17 protein-coding genes are annotated in these 20,382 nt (G+C 74.3%); 12 read left to right on the forward strand and 5 right to left on the reverse strand.

Annotation, left to right across the window (positions count from 1 at the left end; genetic code table 11):
• The first annotated feature begins 36 nt into the window (after positions 1–36).
• Complete coding sequence (locus tag ACUW6W_RS02865; protein ID WP_454179769.1) at positions 37–1,335, forward strand: MFS transporter; 1,299 nt, start codon at positions 37–39, stop codon at positions 1,333–1,335.
• 22 nt (positions 1,336–1,357) lie between these two features.
• Here ACUW6W_RS02865 and ACUW6W_RS02870 read toward each other — a convergent pair whose 3' ends face one another.
• Positions 1,358–1,831 carry an Lrp/AsnC family transcriptional regulator gene (locus ACUW6W_RS02870; protein WP_060974097.1) on the reverse strand — a complete coding sequence of 158 codons (474 nt, stop codon included), beginning with the start codon at positions 1,829–1,831 and terminating at the stop codon, positions 1,358–1,360.
• A gap of 189 nt (positions 1,832–2,020) precedes the next feature.
• On the opposite strand from ACUW6W_RS02870, the gene ACUW6W_RS02875 reads away from it, so the two are divergent.
• The 3 genes from ACUW6W_RS02875 to ACUW6W_RS02885 are packed head-to-tail and all read left to right on the forward strand — an operon-like array spanning position 2,021 to position 5,789.
• Positions 2,021–3,223, forward strand: coding sequence for a thiamine pyrophosphate-dependent enzyme (locus tag ACUW6W_RS02875; protein WP_144861952.1), 1,203 nt, complete (start codon positions 2,021–2,023; stop codon positions 3,221–3,223).
• 2 nt (positions 3,224–3,225) lie between these two features.
• A complete protein-coding gene (locus tag ACUW6W_RS02880) occupies positions 3,226–4,305 on the forward strand; it encodes an alpha-ketoacid dehydrogenase subunit beta (protein WP_454179771.1) in 1,080 nt (359 codons plus the stop codon).
• Positions 4,302–5,789, forward strand: coding sequence for a dihydrolipoamide acetyltransferase family protein (locus ACUW6W_RS02885; RefSeq protein WP_134415777.1), 1,488 nt, complete (start codon positions 4,302–4,304; stop codon positions 5,787–5,789). Before ACUW6W_RS02880 ends, ACUW6W_RS02885 begins: the two co-directional genes overlap by 4 nt.
• Before the next feature lie 126 nt (positions 5,790–5,915).
• Here ACUW6W_RS02885 and ACUW6W_RS02890 read toward each other — a convergent pair whose 3' ends face one another.
• Entirely contained in the window at positions 5,916–6,776 is an 861-nt protein-coding gene (locus ACUW6W_RS02890) for a phosphatase PAP2 family protein (RefSeq protein ID WP_454179773.1), read from the reverse strand.
• Positions 6,777–6,886: 110 nt separating this feature from the next.
• Here ACUW6W_RS02890 and ACUW6W_RS02895 point away from each other — a divergent pair, with 110 nt between their 5' ends.
• From ACUW6W_RS02895 to ACUW6W_RS02920, 6 genes are all read left to right on the forward strand, one after another.
• On the forward strand, positions 6,887–7,573 hold the full coding sequence (locus ACUW6W_RS02895; RefSeq protein ID WP_078025953.1) for a hypothetical protein: 687 nt from the start codon (positions 6,887–6,889) through the stop codon (positions 7,571–7,573).
• 80 nt (positions 7,574–7,653) lie between these two features.
• Positions 7,654–8,727: an o-succinylbenzoate synthase gene (locus tag ACUW6W_RS02900; RefSeq protein ID WP_363738366.1), complete on the forward strand. Its 1,074-nt coding sequence runs from the start codon at positions 7,654–7,656 to the stop codon at positions 8,725–8,727.
• A gap of 228 nt (positions 8,728–8,955) precedes the next feature.
• Positions 8,956–11,103 carry a PhoX family protein gene (locus ACUW6W_RS02905; protein ID WP_454179775.1) on the forward strand — a complete coding sequence of 716 codons (2,148 nt, stop codon included), beginning with the start codon at positions 8,956–8,958 and terminating at the stop codon, positions 11,101–11,103.
• 116 nt (positions 11,104–11,219) lie between these two features.
• Positions 11,220–13,169: a 2-succinyl-5-enolpyruvyl-6-hydroxy-3-cyclohexene-1-carboxylic-acid synthase gene (gene menD / locus ACUW6W_RS02910; RefSeq protein ID WP_454179776.1), complete on the forward strand. Its 1,950-nt coding sequence runs from the start codon at positions 11,220–11,222 to the stop codon at positions 13,167–13,169.
• On the forward strand, positions 13,166–14,566 hold the full coding sequence (locus ACUW6W_RS02915; protein WP_095346300.1) for a geranylgeranyl reductase family protein: 1,401 nt from the start codon (positions 13,166–13,168) through the stop codon (positions 14,564–14,566). The genes menD and ACUW6W_RS02915 overlap by 4 nt, the downstream gene beginning before the upstream one ends.
• Positions 14,563–15,627 (forward strand): polyprenyl synthetase family protein, encoded by a 1,065-nt coding sequence (locus ACUW6W_RS02920; RefSeq protein WP_363738360.1) that lies wholly within the window; start codon positions 14,563–14,565, stop codon positions 15,625–15,627. Before ACUW6W_RS02915 ends, ACUW6W_RS02920 begins: the two co-directional genes overlap by 4 nt.
• 43 nt (positions 15,628–15,670) lie before the next feature.
• Here ACUW6W_RS02920 and ACUW6W_RS02925 read toward each other — a convergent pair whose 3' ends face one another.
• Positions 15,671–16,168 (reverse strand): HIT family protein, encoded by a 498-nt coding sequence (locus ACUW6W_RS02925; RefSeq protein WP_159833425.1) that lies wholly within the window; start codon positions 16,166–16,168, stop codon positions 15,671–15,673.
• Positions 16,165–16,659 carry a hypothetical protein gene (locus ACUW6W_RS02930; protein ID WP_363738357.1) on the reverse strand — a complete coding sequence of 165 codons (495 nt, stop codon included), beginning with the start codon at positions 16,657–16,659 and terminating at the stop codon, positions 16,165–16,167. Before ACUW6W_RS02930 ends, ACUW6W_RS02925 begins: the two co-directional genes overlap by 4 nt.
• Before the next feature lie 126 nt (positions 16,660–16,785).
• On the opposite strand from ACUW6W_RS02930, the gene ACUW6W_RS02935 reads away from it, so the two are divergent.
• Positions 16,786–17,793, forward strand: coding sequence for an IS481 family transposase (locus ACUW6W_RS02935; RefSeq protein WP_101967401.1), 1,008 nt, complete (start codon positions 16,786–16,788; stop codon positions 17,791–17,793).
• Here ACUW6W_RS02935 and rarD read toward each other — a convergent pair.
• A complete protein-coding gene (rarD, locus tag ACUW6W_RS02940; RefSeq protein ID WP_454179836.1) occupies positions 17,790–18,806 on the reverse strand; it encodes an EamA family transporter RarD in 1,017 nt (338 codons plus the stop codon). The genes ACUW6W_RS02935 and rarD overlap by 4 nt on opposite strands.
• A 142-nt stretch (positions 18,807–18,948) precedes the next feature.
• Here rarD and ACUW6W_RS02945 point away from each other — a divergent pair, with 142 nt between their 5' ends.
• Positions 18,949–20,367: an FAD-dependent oxidoreductase gene (locus ACUW6W_RS02945; RefSeq protein WP_454179779.1), complete on the forward strand. Its 1,419-nt coding sequence runs from the start codon at positions 18,949–18,951 to the stop codon at positions 20,365–20,367.
• Positions 20,368–20,382 lie beyond the last annotated feature (15 nt).

Raw genomic sequence — 20,382 nt, forward strand, 5'->3', positions numbered from 1 at the left:
CGATCGCGCGCGTGCCGTCCCGCTACGCTCGCGGGCATGCGTCCCCGCTCCGCCTCCGCCGCCCGCACCCGGGAGGCGCTGCGCGGCGCCGTGCAGATCTACGCCCCCTCCACCGTCTACGCCGTCGGCCTGGGCGCCATGACGCCCGCGCTCGCGGTGGCGGCGCTGGCCCTCGGCCTGGACGCGGCGCGGGCGGCCGCCGTCGTGCTGCTGGTGGGGCTCGGCTCGCTCGTGGCCAACGGGCCGGCCTCGGCGCTCGCGGCCCGGGCGGGGGAGCGGGTCACCATGGTCGTCTCCGCCGTGCTCGGCACGGCCGGCGCGGGCCTGGCCTGGGCGACGACGGCCGGGGTGTCCTCCGGGCCGTCGGCGGCGGGGGTGGCCGAGCCGGGGCGGCTGGCGCTGTTCCTGGCCGCGGTGCTCGCCGTGGGCATGGCCGGGGCCGGGTTCAACCTGGCCCGGCAGGCGTACCTGGCGGTGGCGGTGCCGGCCACGCACCGGGCCCGCGCGATGTCCACGCTCGGCGGGACCGTGCGGATCGGGACGTTCCTGGGCCCGTTCCTGGGTGCCGCCGCGCAGGCCCCGCTCGGGCTGGACGGCGCGTTCGCCGCGGCCGCCGCGGCCATGGCCGTCGGCGCCCTGCTGTGCCTGCGGATCCGGGATCTGCCGGTGCCGGCGTCCGGTCCGGCGGCGGGGGAGGAGCCCGGCCCGGCCGGTCGACCCCGGCTGCTGGACGTGGCGCGCGCCCGGCGCGGGGCGCTGCTCACGGCCGGCTTCGGTGTCGTGGCCGTCTCCGCCGCCCGCGCGGCGCGCAACGCCGTCATCCCGCTGTGGGCCACGCACCTGGGCCTGGACGCGGCGACGGCGTCGCTCGTCTTCGGCCTGGCCGGCGCGGCGGACCTGCTGCTCTTCTACCCCTCGGGCCGGCTCATGGACCGCTTCGGCCGGCGCGCCGTGGCGGTGCCGTGCCTGACCCTGCTGGGGGCGGGATTCCTGGCGATCAGCCTCACCCGGGATCCGACGGCGTTCGCGGCGGCGGCGGTGCTGCTGGGCATCGGCAACGGCTTCGGCGCGGGGATCGTGATGACCCTCGGGGCGGACCACTCGCCGCCGAACGCGCGCGCCCAGTTCCTCGGTCTGTGGCGCTCGATGTCCGACGCGGGGATGCTCGCCGGGCCGCTGCTGCTCTCCGGGGCGACCGCCGCGGCCGGGCTGGCCGTCGGCGTCGGCTCCCTCGCGGTCGTCTGCGGGGTCGGAGCGGTCGTGTTCGCCGCGGTGCTGCCGCGCGGGCCGGGGGCCGTGGCGGACCCGCCGCCCGTCGTCGGGCGCTCCCGCTGACCGGGGGCGCCGGACCGTCGGCTCAGTCGGCGGTCTCGTCCGGGGGGATGGTCTGCCCGGAGGCCTGGTCGTCGAAGACCATGTACGTCTGCGTGTCGACGACGCTCGGCAGGGTCTGCAGTTCGTCGAAGATCACACGGCGCAGGTCGGCGGGGTCCCGCGCGCGGACCAGCAGGATCACGTCCATGTTCCCGCCCACGAGGGAGACGTGGGAGACCTCGGGGATGGCCAGAAGCGTGGCGCGCAGCTCTCGCCAGTCGTGCTGACGCAGCTTCATGGTCACGTGGGCGGAGGCCCCGAAGCCGACCTTGACGGGGTCGACCCGCACGGTGAAGCCTGTGATCACGCCCGCGTCCTGCAGGCGGTTCAGACGCGAGTAGCAGTGCGCGCGGGAGATGTGCACGCGCTCGGCCAGGGCCGCGACGGACATCCGCCCGTCCTGCGTCAGTTCGCGGACGATCGCGCGGTCCACGCGGTCCAGCGGCTCGGCGGCCATGGCTCCTCCTGGGGCGGGGCGGACGGGGTCGGCCACGCGGCGGCGGACCGTCTACGTGGCACGAGTCACAATAGCAGTTCGTCCGATGGAGTGCCTGGTTTGCACCCGATTGTCTCGTGATCACGGGCGAGCGCGCGACACATTGATCCTCTTGGGCACACTGAAGGCCACAGATCGAGAGGACCCGCCATGAGTGACCCCACCCCCGCCGTGCCCGGGGCCGTCCGGACCGACGAGGCCGAGACCCGCCCGAACGCCGGCGCCGCCTTCGGCATCTCCCTCGAGGAGTACCTGCTCCCCGCCGCCCGCCGCATCCAGCTGATCGGCGAGGACGGCACTCTGCTGGCCCCGGAGGAGCAGGGCACCGAGCCCGGCCACGAGTATCCCCTGCCCTCCGACGAGGAGCTGCTGGCCGCCTACCGCCACCTCGTCATCGGCCGCCGCGTCAACGACCAGGCCTACGCCCTGGTGCGCCAGGGTCGCATGGCCGTCTATCCCTCCTCGCATGGCCAGGAGGCCTCCGAGGTCGCCGCCGCCGTCTGCCTGGGCGAGGACGACTGGCTGTTCCCGACCTACCGCGACACCGTGGCCGTGATCGCCCGCGGCGTCCCGCCGCTCGAGGTGATGGTGGCCTACCAGGGCACCTGGCATCAGGGCTACGACCCCCAGAAGCACCACGTCTCCATCCAGTCCACGCCCCTGACCACCCAGATGCTGCACGCCGTCGGGATGGCCAAGGCCGCCCGCCTGCGCGGCGAGGAGGTCGTGTGCCTGGCCATGGTCGGCGACGGCGGCACCTCCGAGGGCGACTTCCACGAGGCGCTGAACTTCGCGGCCGTGTTCAAGCTGCCGGTGATCTTCTTCGTGCAGAACAACAAGTTCGCCATCTCCGTGCCGTTCGCCAAGCAGTCGGCCGCCCCGTCCCTGGCCCACAAGGCCGTGGGCTACGGCCTGGCCGGCGAGCGCGTGGACGGCAACGACCTCGGCGCCCTGCTGGCCGTGCTGGGCCGCGCCGTGGAGCTGTGCCGGCAGGGCCAGGGCCCCTTCCTCGTGGAGGCGGACACCTACCGCATGCAGGCGCACACCAACACGGACGACCCCTCGCGCTACCGCGACGAGGCCGAGGTGAAGGAGTGGGAGGCGCGCGACCCGCTGCGCCGCATGACCGCCTACCTCGAGTCCACCGGTGCCCTCACCGAGGAGGTCTCGGCCCAGATCGCCCGCGACGCCGAGGACGTCGCGCAGCAGCTGCGTGACGCCATGAACGCCGAGACGGAGCTCGATCCGCTCGAGCTGTTCGACCACGTCTACTCCGTGCAGACCCCGCAGCTCGCCGCCCAGCGCGCGCAGCTGGCCGAGGAGCTGTCCCGTTCCGAGAACCAGGAGGCCTGAGCATGGCGACCCTGACCTTCGCCGCCGCGCTCAACGCGGCGCTGGCCGACGAGATGGCCGCCGACGACATGGTGGTGGTGTTCGGCGAGGACGTCGGCACCCTCGGCGGCGTCTTCCGCATCACGGACGGGCTGACCGCGCGCTTCGGCGAGGAGCGCTGCTTCGACACCCCGCTGGCCGAGTCCGGCATCGCGGGCATGGCCGTGGGCATGGCCCTCGGCGGCGCCCGCCCCGTGATCGAGATGCAGTTCGACGCGTTCGCGTACCCGGCCTTCGAGCAGATCGCCTCGCACGTGGCCAAGATGCGCAACCGCACCAAGGGCGCCACGCCCATGCCGATCACCCTCCGCATCCCCTACGGCGGCGGCATCGGCGGCGTGGAGCACCACTGCGACTCCTCCGAGTCCTACTACGCGCACACCCCGGGCCTGAAGGTGTACACCCCGGCCTCGGTGAAGGACGCGTACATGATGCTGCGCTCGGCCATCCGCCTGGACGACCCGGTGGTCTTCATGGAGCCCAAGAAGATGTACTGGACCAAGGCCGAGCTCGACCTCGATCAGCTGCGCGCCGAGTTCGAGGAGGGCTGGGCCCGCGTCGAGGACAAGAAGGAGCACGGTGAGGCCTGGGCGCGCGCCGCCGTCGTCCGCGAGGGCACGGACGTCACCCTCGTCTCCTACGGCCCCTCCGTCCCCACCTGCCTCGCCGCCGCCCACGCGGCCGCGGAGGAGGGGCTCTCGGTGGAGGTCGTGGACCTGCGCACCGTGAACCCGCTGGACGAGGACACGATGGCCGCCTCGGTCGCCAAGACCGGCCGCGCCGTCGTCGTCGCCGAGCCGCAGGGCTTCGCGTCCGTGGCCTCCGAGCTGGTGGCCCGGATCCAGCAGCGCTGCTTCCACTCGCTGGCGGCGCCCGTGGGCCGCGTGACCGGCTTCGACATCCCGTTCCCCGCGCCGAAGCTCGAGGAGCACCACCTGCCGAACATCGACCGCATCCTGGACGCGATCGACGACCTGAACTGGGACCTGGACGCGATCGACGACCTGAACTGGGACCTGGACGCCGAGGAGGCCCGCGCATGAGCAACACCTTCCTGCTGCCCGACCTGGGCGAGGGCCTGACCGAGGCCGACATCGTCCGCTGGCTCGTCGCCGAGGGCGACACCGTGGCCGTCGACCAGCCCATGGTCGAGGTCGAGACCGCCAAGGCCCTCGTCGAGGTGCCGAGCCCGTACGCCGGCACCGTGCTGACCCTGCACGGCGCCGAGGGCGAGACCATGGACGTCGGCAGCCCGCTGATCACCATCGGCGCGGCCGGCGAGTCCGGTGAGGGCTCCGCGCCCGTCGCCGGCACCGAGACCCTCGCCGTCCCGCCGTCGACCGGTGCGGCGGCGGCCGAGGCCGCCCGCCCGGGCGCGCTGAGCTACCGCGAGGAGGAGATGGCCGGCGTCCAGCCGAAGCCGGACAAGGCCCGCGGCGGCGACGGCGACGTCGCCGGCTCCGACGACGAGGCCTCCGGCGCCGTGCTCATCGGCTACGGCACCTCCGGCCACAGGGCCACCTCCCGCAGCCGTCCGTCCAAGCGCGGCCGCGGCGCCGCCCGCCCGACACCGGCCCCCACGGCCGGGGCCGGCGCCCCGCGCGTGACCTCCCCGATCGTCCGCAAGCTCGCCCGCGAGAAGGGCGTGGACGTGGCCGCGCTGACCGGCACGGGCCCGGACGGCCTGATCACCCGCGCCGACGTGCTCGCCGCGGCCGAGGGCTCCGCGCCGCAGACCGCCCCGACCCCGGCCCCGTCGGCCGCCGCCCCGGCGGCCGCGGCCACCGCGCAGCCGGGCGCCGTGGACGGGCGGACCGGCCTGGCCGTCGTCGCCCGCACCCCGATCTCGGGGGTGCGCAAGGTGATCGCGGACCAGCTCTCCCGCTCGCGCCGCGAGGTCCCGGAGGTCACGGCGTGGCTGGACGTCGACGTCACCGCCCTGCTCGAGCTGCGGGCCGCGCTCAAGGCGAAGGACCCGGAGAACGCGCCCTCGCTGCTCGGCCTGATTGCCCGCTTCACCCTGGCCGGCCTGCGCCGGTACCCGGTGATGAACGCGCGCATCGAGGCCGGGGCGGACGGCCAGGACGAGATCGTGGAGGTCGACGGCGTCCACCTCGGCCTGGCCGTGCAGACCGACCGCGGCCTCATGGTGCCGTCCGTCGAGCACGCGGAGAAGCTGTCCGCGGACGAGCTCACCGCCGCGATCAACGACACCGTCAGCCGCGCCCGCGCGGGCAGGGCCGCCCCGGCCGAGCTCACCCGCGGCACGTTCACGCTGAACAACTACGGCCCGCTGGGCACGGACGGCGCCACGCCGATCATCAACGTGCCCGAGGCCGGGATGCTCGGCATCGGCCGGATCATCGACCGCCCGTGGGTCGTGGACGGGGAGATCGTGGTCCGCAAGGTCACCGAGATGACCGTGACCTTCGACCACCGCGTCACCGACGGCGCCACCGCGAGCGCGTTCCTCACGTTCGTGGCGGACTGCCTCCACGACCCGACGGCGGCCCTCGCCCGGATCTGATCCGGACGATCCCGGCCCGCCTCGACCCCTGACGAGCCCTGCGATGTGGCGGCCATTCCTCGCGGATGGCCGCCACATCGCAGGGCTCGTCGTCTGGTGGGGGTGCGGTGAGCGTGCGGGGAGGGGTCAGTCCGCGCGGCCGCGGCGGAAGGCCGTGCCGAGTGCGCCCCACAGCAGGACCGCGGGGGAGGTGCTGAGCAGGATCCCGGCCGGCTCGGCCGCCGGGTGGGGGCCGGCGCCGCTGGTCGCGGGGGTGTCGAGGGTGAGGGCCAGCAGCGTCAGCCCGGCCGCCAGGCCCGCGACGCCCAGGGACCAGAGCGTGGCCTCCACGCCGCGGGCGCCGCGCGGTGCGGGCCGCGGTGCGCCGTCGTACCGGGCGAACGGCACGGCGAGCAGGCCCCAGGCGGCGGACACGAGCGCCGCGGCGGCCATGTCCGACGGCCGGTGCCAGGCCTCCGTGTAGGCGACGGCGCCGGTGCAGGAGCTCACCACGGCGCCGAGGACGGTGGTGAGAGGTCGCCACCGGGCGGGCACGAGCAGCAGCGCGGCCACCGCGGCGCCCGTCGCGAGCGTCATGTGGCCCGAGGGCAGTGAGTTGCCGCCGGACCACGGGACCCCGTCGGCGTGCTCGGGCCGCGGAAGCGCCGCCTTGAGCAGCTGCGTGGTGAGGTTGGACCCGGCCAGCACGAGGAGGGCGAGCAGCCCCCGCCGCCGCCACCGGGCCACGGCGAGCGCGCCGAGCGAGGCCAGCGCCATGCCGACCGCCAACGCGAGCGGCAGGATCCGCACCACCTGGGAGGTCACGTCCGGCACGGTGTCCGCGTAGCGCTCCTCGACGGCGCGGAACACCTGGTACTCGAGCACCTGGCCGGCGGAGGACCACACCAGGGCGGCGTAGACCAGCACGACGCCGGCCACGCACGCGGCCAGCGCCAGCCACCACGTCCACGAGGGGAGGCGGCGGGGGGCGCGGGCGGTGGGGGGCATGGGTTCCATTGTGTCGGACGCGCAGCCGTCATGCAGGCTTCATCGGACGGTCACGCCCCCGTCGCCGTCCCGTCCTCCGCGCCCCTGAGCCGCCTGCCTAGCCTGGGGCCATGACCCGCGTGCCCCCCGCCCACGGACATCGCCCGGCCCTCCGCGACTCCACCGGCTCGGCTCACGGCCCGGGCGTCGAGCCGGGCGCCCGGCCCCGTCTCTCGGCCGAGGACCTGCTGGCCGCCCGGGACGCCCTGGCCCCCTTCGGCCGGCTGAGCCGGCAGGAGCCCATCGAGTGGGCCGCCGAGGAGCCCCTCGCCCCGGACCTGGCCGACTTCTACCGCTACGTGGGACCGGAGTGGCTGGAGATCGACACCCTCGGCCTGCCCGTGATGTTCTTCCCGCTGGACCGCCTGTGGGACGAGCAGGCCGGCTACCGGTGGAACCCCCGAACCGGTGCGCTGCTGGTGGACTGGAACGACGACTGGACCGTGGTGGCCAAGCAGGGCGCCGACCCGTTCATCCACGCGGCCTCCACCGGCCAGGTGCTCATGGCCCCGGGAGACGAGGGCTGGGAGGACCGCCTGGACGAGCCGCGACCGGTCTTCCGCGACCTCACCGAGATGACCCGCGCGCTCGCGGCCGTGGGCACGGCGTGGGCGCGCTTCGACGACCCGTTCACCGCCGACTGGCACCTCACCGAGGAGGTGACGGCCGCCGTCGTCGCCGGCCTGGAGGGGGTGCTCGGCGCCCACGACCGCGCCGTGGACCTGGCCCGTGCCCTCGGCTACCTCGGCGCCGTCTGAGCGTCGGCGCCGACACAGACAGTCCCACCCCGCCGGCGCCCGTCGGAACGGGAGCCGAGCGCCCTTCCTACACTGGCCGCATGAGCACCGCCCCCGCCCTGCCCCCGCTGCCCGGCGCGCCGGGCGGTCCCGCCCTGCCGAGCGTCGAGGAGCTGCTGGCCGACGCCGTCGCGGTCGCCCTGCCGATGCGCGTGCGGTTCCGCGGCACGGACCTGCGCCACGCCCTGCTGCTGCGCGGTCCGGCGGGCTGGGCCGAGTTCTCCCCGTTCCCGGAGTACGGTCCGCACGAGTGCGCCGCGTGGCTGGCCGCCGCGATCGAGGCCGGCTGGCAGGGTTGGCCCACCCCGGTCCGCGAGACGGTCCCCGTCAACGCCACCGTGCCCGCGGTGGACGCGGCCGACGTCGAGGCCGTCCTGGCCCGCTACGGCGACGGCATCACCGCGGTCAAGGTCAAGGTGGCCGAGCACGGCCCCGAGGGCGGACTCGTCCCCGGCAGCCGCGAGGCCGACCTGGCCCGAGTGCGGCGGGTGCGCGCGCTGCTGCCCCACGCGCAGATCCGCGTCGACGCCAACGCCGGCTGGACGCCCGCCGAGGCCGTCGACGTGCTCACCGCGCTGGCCGACGTCGGCCTCGAGTACGCCGAGCAGCCCGTGCCCGGCATCACCGCCCTCGCGGAGGTCCGCGCGGAGCTGCGTGCCCGGGGCGTCCCCACCCTGATCGCCGCGGACGAGGCGGTCCGCAAGGCCGAGGACCCGCTCGCCGTCGCGGCCGCCGGGGCCGCGGACCTGATCGTGGTGAAGGTCCAGCCGCTCGGGGGCGTGCGCCGCGCCGCGGCGATCGTGGCGGCCGCGGGGCTGCCCGCGGTGGTCTCCTCCGCGCTGGACACCTCCGTGGGCATCGCCGGCGGCGCCGCGCTCGCCGCCTGCCTGCCGTCCCTGCCGCACGCGTGCGGGCTCGGCACCGCGGCCCTCTTCGAGCACGACGTCGTCGCCCCGGCCTGGCGCCCGCGCGCGGGGGCCCTCCCGGCGCCGGGGGAGCGGGCACCCGCCCCCGACCCGGAGCTGCTCGACCGCGTCCGGGCGGACGGGGCGCGGCAGGCGTGGTGGGCCGACCGCGTGCGCGCGGCCCACGCGGTGCTGGCCGCGCAGGGCTGACGGGCCCGCCCGGTCCCCGTCGGCGCGGGGAAGGTGAACCGGATTACAGCACGTCGACGGGACGAAATCCGGTGGCCGGGAAGAGTTCAACTCGCGGCCACCTGGGCGTGGCTCGCCGCTCGGAGCGAGGGGCCAAGGTGATGGCGGCCCCGGCCGGTCTCACCCCCGGGGTCGCCTCCGGCCCGGCACCGGAGCCCGAACCATCCCCACGACGCGAAGGACCCCGTCATGCTGAAGCGCCTCCTCCCCATGGCCGGCCACACCCGTGGCAACCGCTCCGCCGTCACGTGCGAGCTCAAGTGCGGCAACGCGTGCGCCCACCCGGTGCCCAACACCTCGGCGAACCCGACCTTCCAGCAGATCGCGGAGACCGCCATCTCCCGCCGCTCCGCCCTGGTCGGCGGCACCGGCCTCGCCGCCGCCGTCGTCATCGGCTCCCAGGTGGCCCAGGCCCCCGAGGCGCTCGCGGACAACGGCCGGCGTCCGACCGGCGGCGGCAAGCTCCCCTTCGAGCCCATCGCGCCGGTGACCCGCACCGTGGACACCATGACCGTGCCGGAGGGCTACGACTGGGGCACCGTGATCCGCTGGGGCGACCCGCTGTTCGCCGACTCCCCGGAGTTCGACATCGAGCACCAGACCGGTGCGTCGCAGGCCGCCCAGTTCGGCTACAACAACGACTACCTGAACATCATCACCGACGGCGGCAACGACCGCTCCGGCTACCTCGTCTCCAACCACGAGTACACCAACGAGAACATCATGTTCTCCCCGGAGTACATCGCCTCGAACTTCGAGGACGTCGTCAACGTCGGCCTCCAGGCCCACGGCCTGTCGATCGTGGACCTCAAGCGCGCCAAGCGCGGCGCGCAGTGGGAGTACGTCCGCGGCGGCCGCCGCAACCGCCGCATCACCGGCACCACCGAGTTCGAGGTCCGCGGCCCGGCCGCCGGCCACGCGCTGCTCACGACCGTCGAGGACCCGACCGGCACCCGCGTGCTGGGCACCCTGAACAACTGCTCCGGCGGCACCACCCCGTGGGGCACCGTGCTCTCCGGCGAGGAGAACTTCAACCAGTACTTCAAGGGTCGCGGCACCGCCGAGGAGAAGCGCTACGGCATCTCCGCCTCCGCCACCAGCCGCGGCTGGGAGAAGGTCCACGACCGCTTCGACCTGACCAAGCCCGGCTACGAGAACGAGGCCAACCGCTTCGGCTGGGTCGTCGAGATCGACCCCGAGGACCCGACCTCCACGCCCGTGAAGCACACCCTCCTGGGCCGCTTCAAGCACGAGGCCGGCACCGCCGTGATCGCCCCGTCCGGCCACGCCGTGGTCTACTCCGGCGACGACGAGCGCCACGACTACCTGTACAAGTTCGTCTCCGCCGAGAAGGTCCGCGAGGGCGACAAGAAGCACAACATGCGCCTGATGGACAAGGGCACCCTCTACGTGGCCAAGTTCTCCGGCGACTCCCCGGCCGCCCAGATCGACGGCAGGGGCACCCTGCCCTCGGATGGCGCCTTCGACGGCTCCGGAGAGTGGATCGCCCTGGCCGACGAGAAGACGTCCTTCGTCCCGGGCATGTCCCTGGCCGAGGTCCTCGTCTACACCCGCCTCGCGGCAGACAAGATGGGTGCCACCAAGATGGACCGCCCGGAGGACGTCGAGACCAACCCGGTCACCGGCAAGGTCTACGCGGCCCTGACCAACAACACCAAGCGCACCGCCGTGGACGAGGCCAACCCGGTCATCGGCAACCGCGACGGCCACGTCATCGAGATCACCGAGCAGGGCGGGGATCACACCTCCACCGCCTTCACCTGGGTCATCCTGCTGCTCGCCGGCGACCCGGCGGTCTCCTCCTCGGCCTACTTCGCCGGCTACCCGAAGGAGAAGGTCTCCCCGATCTCCTGCCCGGACAACCTGGCGTTCGACTCCGAGGGCAACCTCTGGATCTCCACCGACGGCCAGCCCGGCACCATCGGCTACGCCGACGCGCTGCACAAGGTCACCCTCGACGGCGCCGAGCGCGGCCGCGTCCAGCAGTTCCTCGCCGTCCCGCGCGACGCCGAGACCTGCGGCCCCGTGATCCACGACCGCGACAACTCCGTGTTCGTCAACGTCCAGCACCCGGGCGAGGACGGCACCTGGGGCGCGCACACCTCCTACTTCCCGGACTTCCTGAGCCCGGCCGGCCCGGTCCAGGTGGGCGACAAGGTCGCAGCCCCGCGTCCGTGCGTCGTCCAGGTGTTCAACGCCACCGGCAACAACGGCATCGGCAAGGGCGCCGGCAAGGAGAAGGGCAACAAGGGCAAGGGCAACAACGGCAAGGGCAAGGGCAACGGCAACGGCAACGGCAAGGGCCCGAAGGGCTGACCCCCGCCTCCGCGAGGACCCTCGACGAGGCCGTCACGGTCGGCGCCACCGCGTCACCGTGGCGGCCTCGCCGCGTCCGGGGCCCGTCCGCGCCCGGGCCTAGACTGGTGGCCACCATGACCTCCGTCGACTCCCTCTCCGTGGCGCGCGCCGTCGCCACCGCCCTGATCGACGCCGGCATGCGGGACGCGGTGGTCTGCCCCGGCTCCCGCTCCGCCCCGCTGGCCTACGCGCTCGCGGCCCTCGAGCACGCCGGCGAGGTCCGCCTGCACGTGCGGGTGGACGAGCGTTCGGCCGGCTTCCTCGCCCACGGGCTCTCGCTGGCCTCGGGGCGCCCGGTGGGCGTGCTGACCACCTCGGGCACCGCCGTCGGGAACCTGCTGCCCGCCCTGATGGAGTCCTTCCACGCCGGCACGCGCGTGATCGCGCTGACCGCGGATCGTCCGCCCGAGCTGCACGGCACCGGCGCGAACCAGACCACGGACCAGAGGGACGTGTTCGGCACGCACGTCCGCCATGCTGCCTCCCTCGGCTGCGACGCGGCCGACGGCGTGGACGCCGAGCACCATCTGCGCCACGTGCGGGCCACCGTGCGCCGGGCCCTGCTGGCGGCCGAGGGGGTCGTCGCCGAGGCCGGTTCCGACGACGGCGCGCCCGGTCCGGTGACGATGGCAGAGGCCCCGGCCGGGCCCGTCCACCTGAACCTGCACTTCCGCGACCCGCTCGTGCCGAGCCCTGAGGAGGCGGCCGCCGTGGGTGCCGCCGCGGCGCCGCACGTCCCTGTTCCGGCCGTGGCCCCGACCGGCCCGAGCCCGGCCGCCGCCGCGTCGACCTACCGGGCGCCCGGGGCGGTGCTCTCGGGCCTGCCCGAGCTGGACGTCGCCCGCCTGGACCAGCGGCGCACCGTCGTGCTGGCCTGCCACGGCGCCGGCCCCGTGGCTGCGGCCTTCGCGCTGTCCCTGGGCCTGCCCCTGCTGGCCGAGCCGTCGTCGAACGCGCGGTTCTCCGCCAACGCCATCGCTGCCTATCCGCTCCTGCTGGGCGCGGCCGGCGGGCGCGGCTCGGACGCGCACCCCCTGGCCGCCCACATCGAACGGGTCGTGCTGTTCGGTCGGCCCACGCTCACCCGGACGGTCAACGCGCTGCTGGCCCGCCCCGACGTCGCCACGGCCCTGCACGCCCCCGAGCCCGCACCGTGGTTCGAGCCGGGCCGGCGCCGGGAGACGCCCGTGGAGACCCTCGAGGAGCTCGCTGCCTTCGCCGGGCAGGGCGAGCCCGGCTGGCTCGCCGCGTGGCAGCACGCCTCGATGCGCGCCCAGGCCGCCGTGGAGGACGTGCTCGTGGCCACCGACGCCGGCGACCGGCTCAGCCCGCAGACGGTGGCGCACGTGAGCGCCGCCACGGTCCGGGGCCCGCTCGTGCTGGGCTCGTCCTCGGTGATCCGGGACGTGGACCTGACCTGGCGGCCCCCCTCGGCGCCGGACGCGGAGGTGTACGCCAACCGCGGGCTCGCCGGGATCGACGGGACCGTCTCCACGGCCGCGGGTGTCGCACTGGCGCGCGGACGGCGGACCGTGGCCCTGCTCGGCGACCTCACCGCCCTGCACGAGGCGGGCGGCCTGCTGGTGGGCCCCACCGAAACCGAGCCGGACCTCGACCTCGTGGTCGTCAACGACGACGGCGGGGCGATCTTCGCGAGCCTCGAACACGGGGCCGTGGCCGAGGCGCCCGGCATGGCGGAGCCCGTCGAGCGGCTCTTCGGCACCCCGCACGGCGTGGACCTGGCCGCCCTGGCCGCCGCGTACGGCGTCCCGCACACGCGGGTCACCGACCGCGTCGACCTCGTCCGGGCCCTGTCCGACCCGGTGCGCGGCCGGCGCCTGCTCGAGGTCCGCTGTGACCGCGCCGACCGCCCGCGCGTCGCCGCCGCCCTGGCCGCGGCGGTGCGCGCCACGTTCCCGCCCGCGTGCCCCGTCCCGGACCCCGCGCCGGACGCCGGCCCGGCCCCCGCCCCGCCCACCGCCGAGCTCGCCGCCGAGCTCGCCGCCGAGGAGGCCCCCCAGTGACCGACACGCCGACGTCGCCCGCGCCCGACTCGACCCCCGCCGTCGTGCGCCGTGCCGACGTGCTGATCTCTGGCTGCGGTCCCGCCGGCGCCACCGCCGCCGCCCACCTCGCCGCGGCGGGGCTGGACGTGGTGGTGCTCGAGAAGACCGCGCACCCGCGCGAGAAGGTCTGCGGCGACGGCCTCACCCCGCAGGCGGTCCGGGAGCTGCAGCTGCTCGGGGTGCCCCACCGGGGCGAGCCCGGCGACGACGGCGGCTGGCGCGTCATCCGCGGCCTGCGGCTGCGCGCGGGCGAGCGCAGCGTGGACGTGCCGTGGGCGCCCACCCAGACCTGGCCGGACTACGCGCTCACCCGCACCCGCCGGGACTTCGACGCCCTCCTGGCGGACCTGGCGCGCACCCGCGGCGCCGAGGTCCGCGAGCGGCACGCCGTCACCGGCGTCGTGCGGGACGAGGCCGGACGCGTGGTCGGGCTGGACGCGGAGCTGATCGCGCCGAACGGCCGCAAGACCGGGGAGACCGCCCGCTTCACCGCACCGATCGTGCTCGCGTGCGACGGCGTCTCCGCCCGCGCCGCCGTCTCCGCGGGCCTGCACCGCCGCGAGGACCGGCCCATGGGCGTGGCCGTGCGGGCCTACTACACCGCCGGCGCCGCCGTCGACGGGGCGATCCCCGCCCCGCCCGGCGACCGGGGGGAGTGGATGGAGTCCTGGCTGCGCCTGCCGGATGCCGAGGGCAACCCGCTGCCCGGCTACGGCTGGCTGTTCCCGCTCGCGGACGGCACCGTGAACGTGGGCCTGGGCATCCTGGACACCTCCCCGCAGTTCGGGAAGCTGGACTACCGCGGGCTGCTGAAGTCCTGGACCGGGGCGCTCACCGCGGACTGGGGGATCGCCGAGCAGACGCGCACCTCGCGGATCCTCGGCGCGGCCCTGCCCATGGCGTTCAACCGCACCCCCCAGCACGTGCCGGGCATGCTCCTGGTGGGCGACGCGGCCGGCATGGTCTCCCCGTTCAACGGCGAGGGCATCGGATTCGCGATGGAAGCGGCCCGCCTCGCCGCGGACCTGGCGGTGCAGGCGCACGCGGCCGGGACCGACGGCGCCGCGGACGCGATCCTGTCCCGTTACCCGGTGATCACCCAGCATCTGTGGGGCCGACACTTCGCCCTCGGCGCCCGGTTCGCCCGCCTGATCGGCGATCCGCGGGTGATGAAGGCGGCGCTGGGCGCCGGGATGGCCGCGCCCCCGCTGCTGCGGGCCGCGGTGAAGGTCATGGGCAACACGGTGGACGCGCGGGGCGGCGACGCCGTCGACCGGGCCGTCCGCGTGCTCGAGGCGCTCACCCCCGCGCTGACGACCGCGGGCGGCGCGCCGTTGGGTAGGCTTGCCCGGTGACCACCGCAGACCCCGGCTTCGCCCTGCCCTCCGGCTTCGAACCCCTCGCCGAGCACGGCCGTGTCCTGGAGGTCGTGCTCACCGCGCTCGAGCAGGTCGAGGAGCAGCTGGACAGCGCCCTCGGCTTCGACGACCTGTTCTCCGACACCGCCGCCCACCACCTGATGGCCGCCGGCGGCAAGCGGGTCCGTCCGGTCCTGACGGTGCTCGCCTCCCTCCTGGGCGATCCCGCCCTGGCCTCGGGCGAGGTCGCCGACGTGGACGCGCCCGCCCGCCAGGCCGCCGTCGTGATGGAGCTGACGCACCTGGCCACGCTGTACCACGACGACGTGATGGACGAGGCTCCCGTGCGCCGCGGCGCCCCCGCCGCCCACCGGCTGTGGGGCAACTCGGCGGCGATCCTGGCCGGCGACCTGATCTTCGCCCGCGCCTCCCAGCTCATGGCCGAGCTCGGCCCGCGGCCCGTGCAGATCCAGGCGGACACCTTCGAACGCCTCGTGCAGGGCCAGCTGTGGGAGACTCGCGGCCCGGCCGAGGGTGCGGACCCGATCGAGCACTACTACGCCGTGCTCTCCGGCAAGACCGGCTCGCTGATCGCCGCGGCCGGCATGCTCGGCGCGCTGCTGGGCGGGGCCGACGAGGCCGCCGTCCAGGTGATGCGCGCGTACGGCGAGAAGGTGGGCCTGGCCTTCCAGCTCGCCGACGACCTGATCGACCTCACCGGCGACGCCGAGCGGATTGGCAAGGTCCCCGGCACGGACCTGCGCGAGCGCGTGCCCACCCTGACCACGCTGCTGCTGGCCCGCGCGGCGCAGGGCGAGGGGCCGGAGGCGGAGGACGCCCGCCGGGTGCGCGCGCTCGTGGACGGGCCGCTCGACACCGACGAGCAGCTGGCCGCCGCCGTCGCCGCGCTCACGGGCCACCCCGCCATCGACGAGGCGTGGGCGATCACCCGCGACTGGGCGGAGCAGGCCAAGCAGGCGCTCGCCCCGTTGCCGGACTCCGCCGTGAAGACGGCGCTCGAGGCGTTCGCCGACTACGTGGTGGGGCGTTCGGCCTGACGCCGCGGTCCGGGGCGTCGCCGCCCCGATCCGGGGCGGCCGCTCAGTCCAGGCGGGTCGGGGCGGGGTCCAGCGCGGCCGCGAGCTCCCGGGCCTTGAGGGCGCGGACCTCCGGGGCCACCGGGTGGCGCAGCTGCCGGTAGAGCATGTCCCCCTCGAAGCGCGGGAACACGTGCAGGTGGTAGTGCCACACGTGCTGGTTGCCGGCGGGCTCGTTGTGCTGGCGCGTGGAGACCCCCTCCGGGGCCCACGCGCGCTTCATGGCCAGCGCCACCTGCTGGGCCATCAGGGCGATGCGCTGCAGCACGCGCGGGGGCAGGTCGTAGAGGTTCTCGTAGTGCTCGGCCGGGCAGACCATGGCGTGGCCCTCGTGGTCGCCGAACCCGTCCACGGCGATCAGCACGAGCAGGTCCTCGTCCTGGTAGACGGTGTCCCCGAGCTCGCAGCGGTTGCCCGGGTCGGAGACGTCGCCGGCCACGAGCCCGCAGAACGGGCAGACGTAGCCGTCCGGGGCGTGGGAGACCGGGGCGGGCGCGGTCACCGGGCCGGCCCCTCGTCGTCGTCCTCGGGGTCCTCGAAGGTCCACGCGAGCAGGTCCGTCAGGAACTCGCTGAAGGTGCCGCCCTCGTCCTGCCAGTCACCCTCGGGGGCGTCGGCGCCGGCGGAGCGCCGCCACACCAGCGGGTCCGGCAACGCCAGGTTGTCCACCGGCAGGCCCCACACGACCGTCTCGTCCGCGTCCTCCAGGAACATGAGGAAGCCGTCCCGCACCTCGAGGTCCTCGGGGTCCCACACGTAGTGGTCCGTCTCCATGAGGTCGCCGCAGTTGCCCAGGGCGAGGTAGAACTCGCGGAGCGCGGCCGGGATCATGAGCCCGGCGCCGAGCTGCTCCGCCGCGGGGGACTGGGCCAGCCGGGCGTCGACGTCGGCGGGGGCGAGGCCGTCGTCCTCGGCCCAGGCGTCGCCCAGCAGGTCCGGGACGAGCCGCTGGAAGGCCGGGAGGTACACGGGGGCGGGGGGCTTGGCGGGCATGCCGCCAGTCTAGGTGTTGTGGGTCATGAGGTTCTTGCCACGAGGCGCCGGCTGAGATGAGACGAGTGGGCCTCTCCCGCAGGATGGAAGTTCCTCAACAACCCACCTGCCAGAAGAGACCCACTCATGACTCACGCTAACGCACCCCTGACCCCCACCGGCCGACTCAGGATGGTCCACCGCCACCTGCACGACGGGATCCCGCAGGCACACGTGGCCGCCGAGTTCCGGGTGAGCCGGCCCACGGTGGCCACTTGGGTCGCCCGCTACCGCGCCCAGGGAGAAGCCGGCCTTCAGGACCTGCCCAGCCGGCCGCACCGTTCACCTGCCCAGCTCGATCCGGTCTTGGTCGCCCGGATCCACGCCCTGCGGCGGGAGCGCAAGTGGTCCGCACGGCGCATCCATCACCACCTCGTCTCCGAGGGCCACCGGGTGTGTCTTCGTACCGTGGGACGGTGGCTGCACCGACTCGGGATCTCCCGCCTACGGGACCTGACCCCGGCCGGAGAAGACCTGCGCCAACGACCCCAGAAGATCACCGCCCGCGGCCCGGGGCACATGGTGCACCTGGATGTGAAGAAGATCGGGAAGATCCCAGACGGGGGCGGCTGGCGTGCTCACGGACGTGACAGTGAAGCAGGCCGTGCTTCCAAGCGCGGGCCTGGCCGGCGGGTCGGCTACACCTACCTGCACTCGGCGATCGACGGGTACACCCGCCTGGCGTACACCGAGGCGTTGGAGGACGAGAAGGCGGTGACCACGATCGGGTTCTTCTGCCGGGCGCGGGCGTTCTTCGCCGCCCACGGCATCACCGTGGACCGGGTGGTCACGGACAACGGGAACAACTACCGGGCCGTGGACTTCACCGCCAAGGTGGTCTCGCTCGGGGGCCGGCACCACCGGATCCGCCCCTACACCCCGCGCCATAACGGGAAGGTCGAACGGTACAACCGGCTGATGGTCGATGAGGTCCTCTACGCCCGCCCGTATACCTCAGAGACAGCTCGGCGTGAGGCGCTGGCCGTGTGGGTGAACCACTACAACTACCATCGGCCTCATACCTCCTGCGGGGACGCTCCTCCGGCCTCGTTGGCCCCGGCCCGAGTCAACAACGTCATGCCCTCCTACATCTAGGCGTGCGCGCCCTGCCCGGCCCGGACCGCCCGACGCTGCAGGCGGGAGGCGTGCAGCTGGTCGAGGGTGAAGACCGCCAGCGAGAGCCAGATGAGCCCGAAGCCCGCCCAGCGGGCCGCGGGCATCTGCTCGCCGAGGACCGTGACCGCCACGAGGAACTGCAGGATGGGCGCTGTGTACTGCAGCATCCCGAGCGTGGTCAGCGTCAGGGAGCGGGCCGCCGCCGAGAACAGGATGAGCGGCACGGCGGTGAGCACGCCGAGCCCGGCCATGAGCCAGAAGTGGCCGGGCCCCTCGGTGACGGTGGTGAGCAGCCCGGCCTGCGCCAGGAGCACGCTGCCCACCACGAACACGGGGATCAGCACCACGGTCTCGGCGGTCATCGCGGTCACCGCGTGCACGGGGGAGGGGAAGCGCTTCTTCACGAAGCCGTAGAGCCCGAACGAGGTGGCCAGCCCGAGCGCGATCCACGGCACCTGCCCCATCGCCGCGGACATCACGACGACGGCGGCCACCGCGATCCCGACGGCCACCCACTGGCCCCGCCGCAGCCGCTCCCCGAGGAACAGCACGCCGAGCAGGACGTTCACCAGCGGGTTCATGAAGTAGCCCAGCGACGCCTGGAGCACGTTGCCCGTGGTGACCGAGACCGCGTACAGCAGCCAGTTCACCGCGATGATCCCGGCGGCCAGACCCGTGGTGCCCCAGCGGCCGGGCGTGGCCAGCGCCGTCCCCAGCTCGCGCAGGCGACGCATCACGGTCAGCAGCAGCAGGCAGAAGATCAGGGCGAAGCCGATGCGCACCACCACGATCTCCAGGGCCCCGGCGGGCGCGAGCACCGCCATGTAGAGCGGCAGCAGGCCCCACACGAAGTAGGCGGTGAAGCCGAGGGCCAGCCCGCGCGGGTCGTCGGCCGGGGCCGGGGAGAGGATCGGCAGGGCGCCGGTGTCCGGGGCGGCGGCCGAGGCGGGCACGCCGGGGCGCGGGGAGGGGGAGGGGCTCACGCGGACCACTGTACGGTCCGGGTGAGCACTCTCACCCAGGTTCCTCCCGGTCACGGCGGTAGACTGGGAGGTCGATCCCGCGCGCCGGTGCCGGGCCTCGCCCCGCACTCCGCCGGCGTGCCCCGCCGTCGTCGAAAAGGACCCACCCGCCGTGACCGTTCGCCCTGACCGCCCGTTGCGCATCGCCATCATCGGTGCCGGACCCGCCGGGGTGTACACGGCGGACATCCTGACCAAGGAGGAGCGGGACTTCCGGGTCAGCATCGACCTGTTCGACCGGTACCCGGCCCCGTTCGGTCTGATCCGTTACGGGGTGGCCCCGGACCATCCGCGCATCAAGGGCATCGTGACCGCCCTGCACAAGGTCATGGACCGCGGGGACATCCGTTTCCTGGGGAACGTGGACTACGGCACGGACCTGAGCCTGGCGGATCTGCGTCGGCACTATGACGCGATCGTGTTCTCCACCGGGGCGGTGCGGGACGCGGCCCTGGATGTGCCGGGGGTGGAGTTGGCCGGCTCGTTCGGTGGCGCGGACTTCGCGTCCTGGTATGACGGGCACCCGGACGTGCCGCGGCATTGGCCGTTGGAGGCCACGCAGGTGGCGGTGATCGGCAACGGGAACGTGGCCCTGGATGTGGCCCGGATCCTGTCCAAGCATGCCGAGGACCTGCTGCCCACCGAGATCCCGGACAACGTGTACCGGGACCTGGCCGCCTCCCCGGTCACGGATGTGCACGTGTTCGGTCGGCGCGGGCCGGCGCAGGTGAAGTTCACCCCGTTGGAGCTGCGGGAGCTGGCGCACTCCCGGGATGTGGACATCGTGCTGTACGAGGAGGACTTCGACTTCGATGAGGCCTCGGAGAAGGCGATCGAGGAGAACAACCAGGTCCGCACCATGGTGGGCACGTTGACGAACTGGCTGATGGAGCAGGAGGACCGTCAGCAGAGTGCCTCGCGTCGGCTGCACCTGCACTTCCTGCAGGCTCCGGAGGAGTTCCTGGACGAGGACGGGGACGGCCGGGTGGACGGTCTGCGGATGCGTCGGATGGAGCTCGACGGTTCCGGTGGGGTCCGCCCGAGCCAGGAGACCGTGGACTATCCCGTGCAGGCGGTCTACCGGGCCGTGGGGTATTTCGGGTCCCCGGTGGAGGGGGTGGAGTTCGATGAGGTGCGCGGGGTGATCCCGAACGCGGAGGGTCGTGTGCTGGACGCGGACGGCGCTCCGGTGCCGGGCCTGTACGCCTCGGGCTGGATCAAGCGGGGCCCGGTGGGCCTGATCGGCCACACCAAGGGTGACTCCCTGGAGACGATCACGCATCTGATCGAGGACGAGCCGGGGCTGTGGACGGCCCAGGAGCCGTCGGAGGAGTCGGTGATCGAGCTGCTCGAGTCCCGTGAGGTCCCGTACACCACGTGGGCTGGCTGGCATGCCCTGGATGACCATGAGAAGTCCTTGGGTGCGCAGGCCACGGAGGCCGGTCCGGTGGCGCGGGAGCGGGTGAAGGTCGTGGACCGGGAGGAGATGACCCGCATCTCCCGCGACGGGGCCTCCGTCCCGACCGTCTGATCCGGGGCGGGCCCT

This window comes from Micrococcus sp. 093350064-1, from assembly GCF_053627955.1.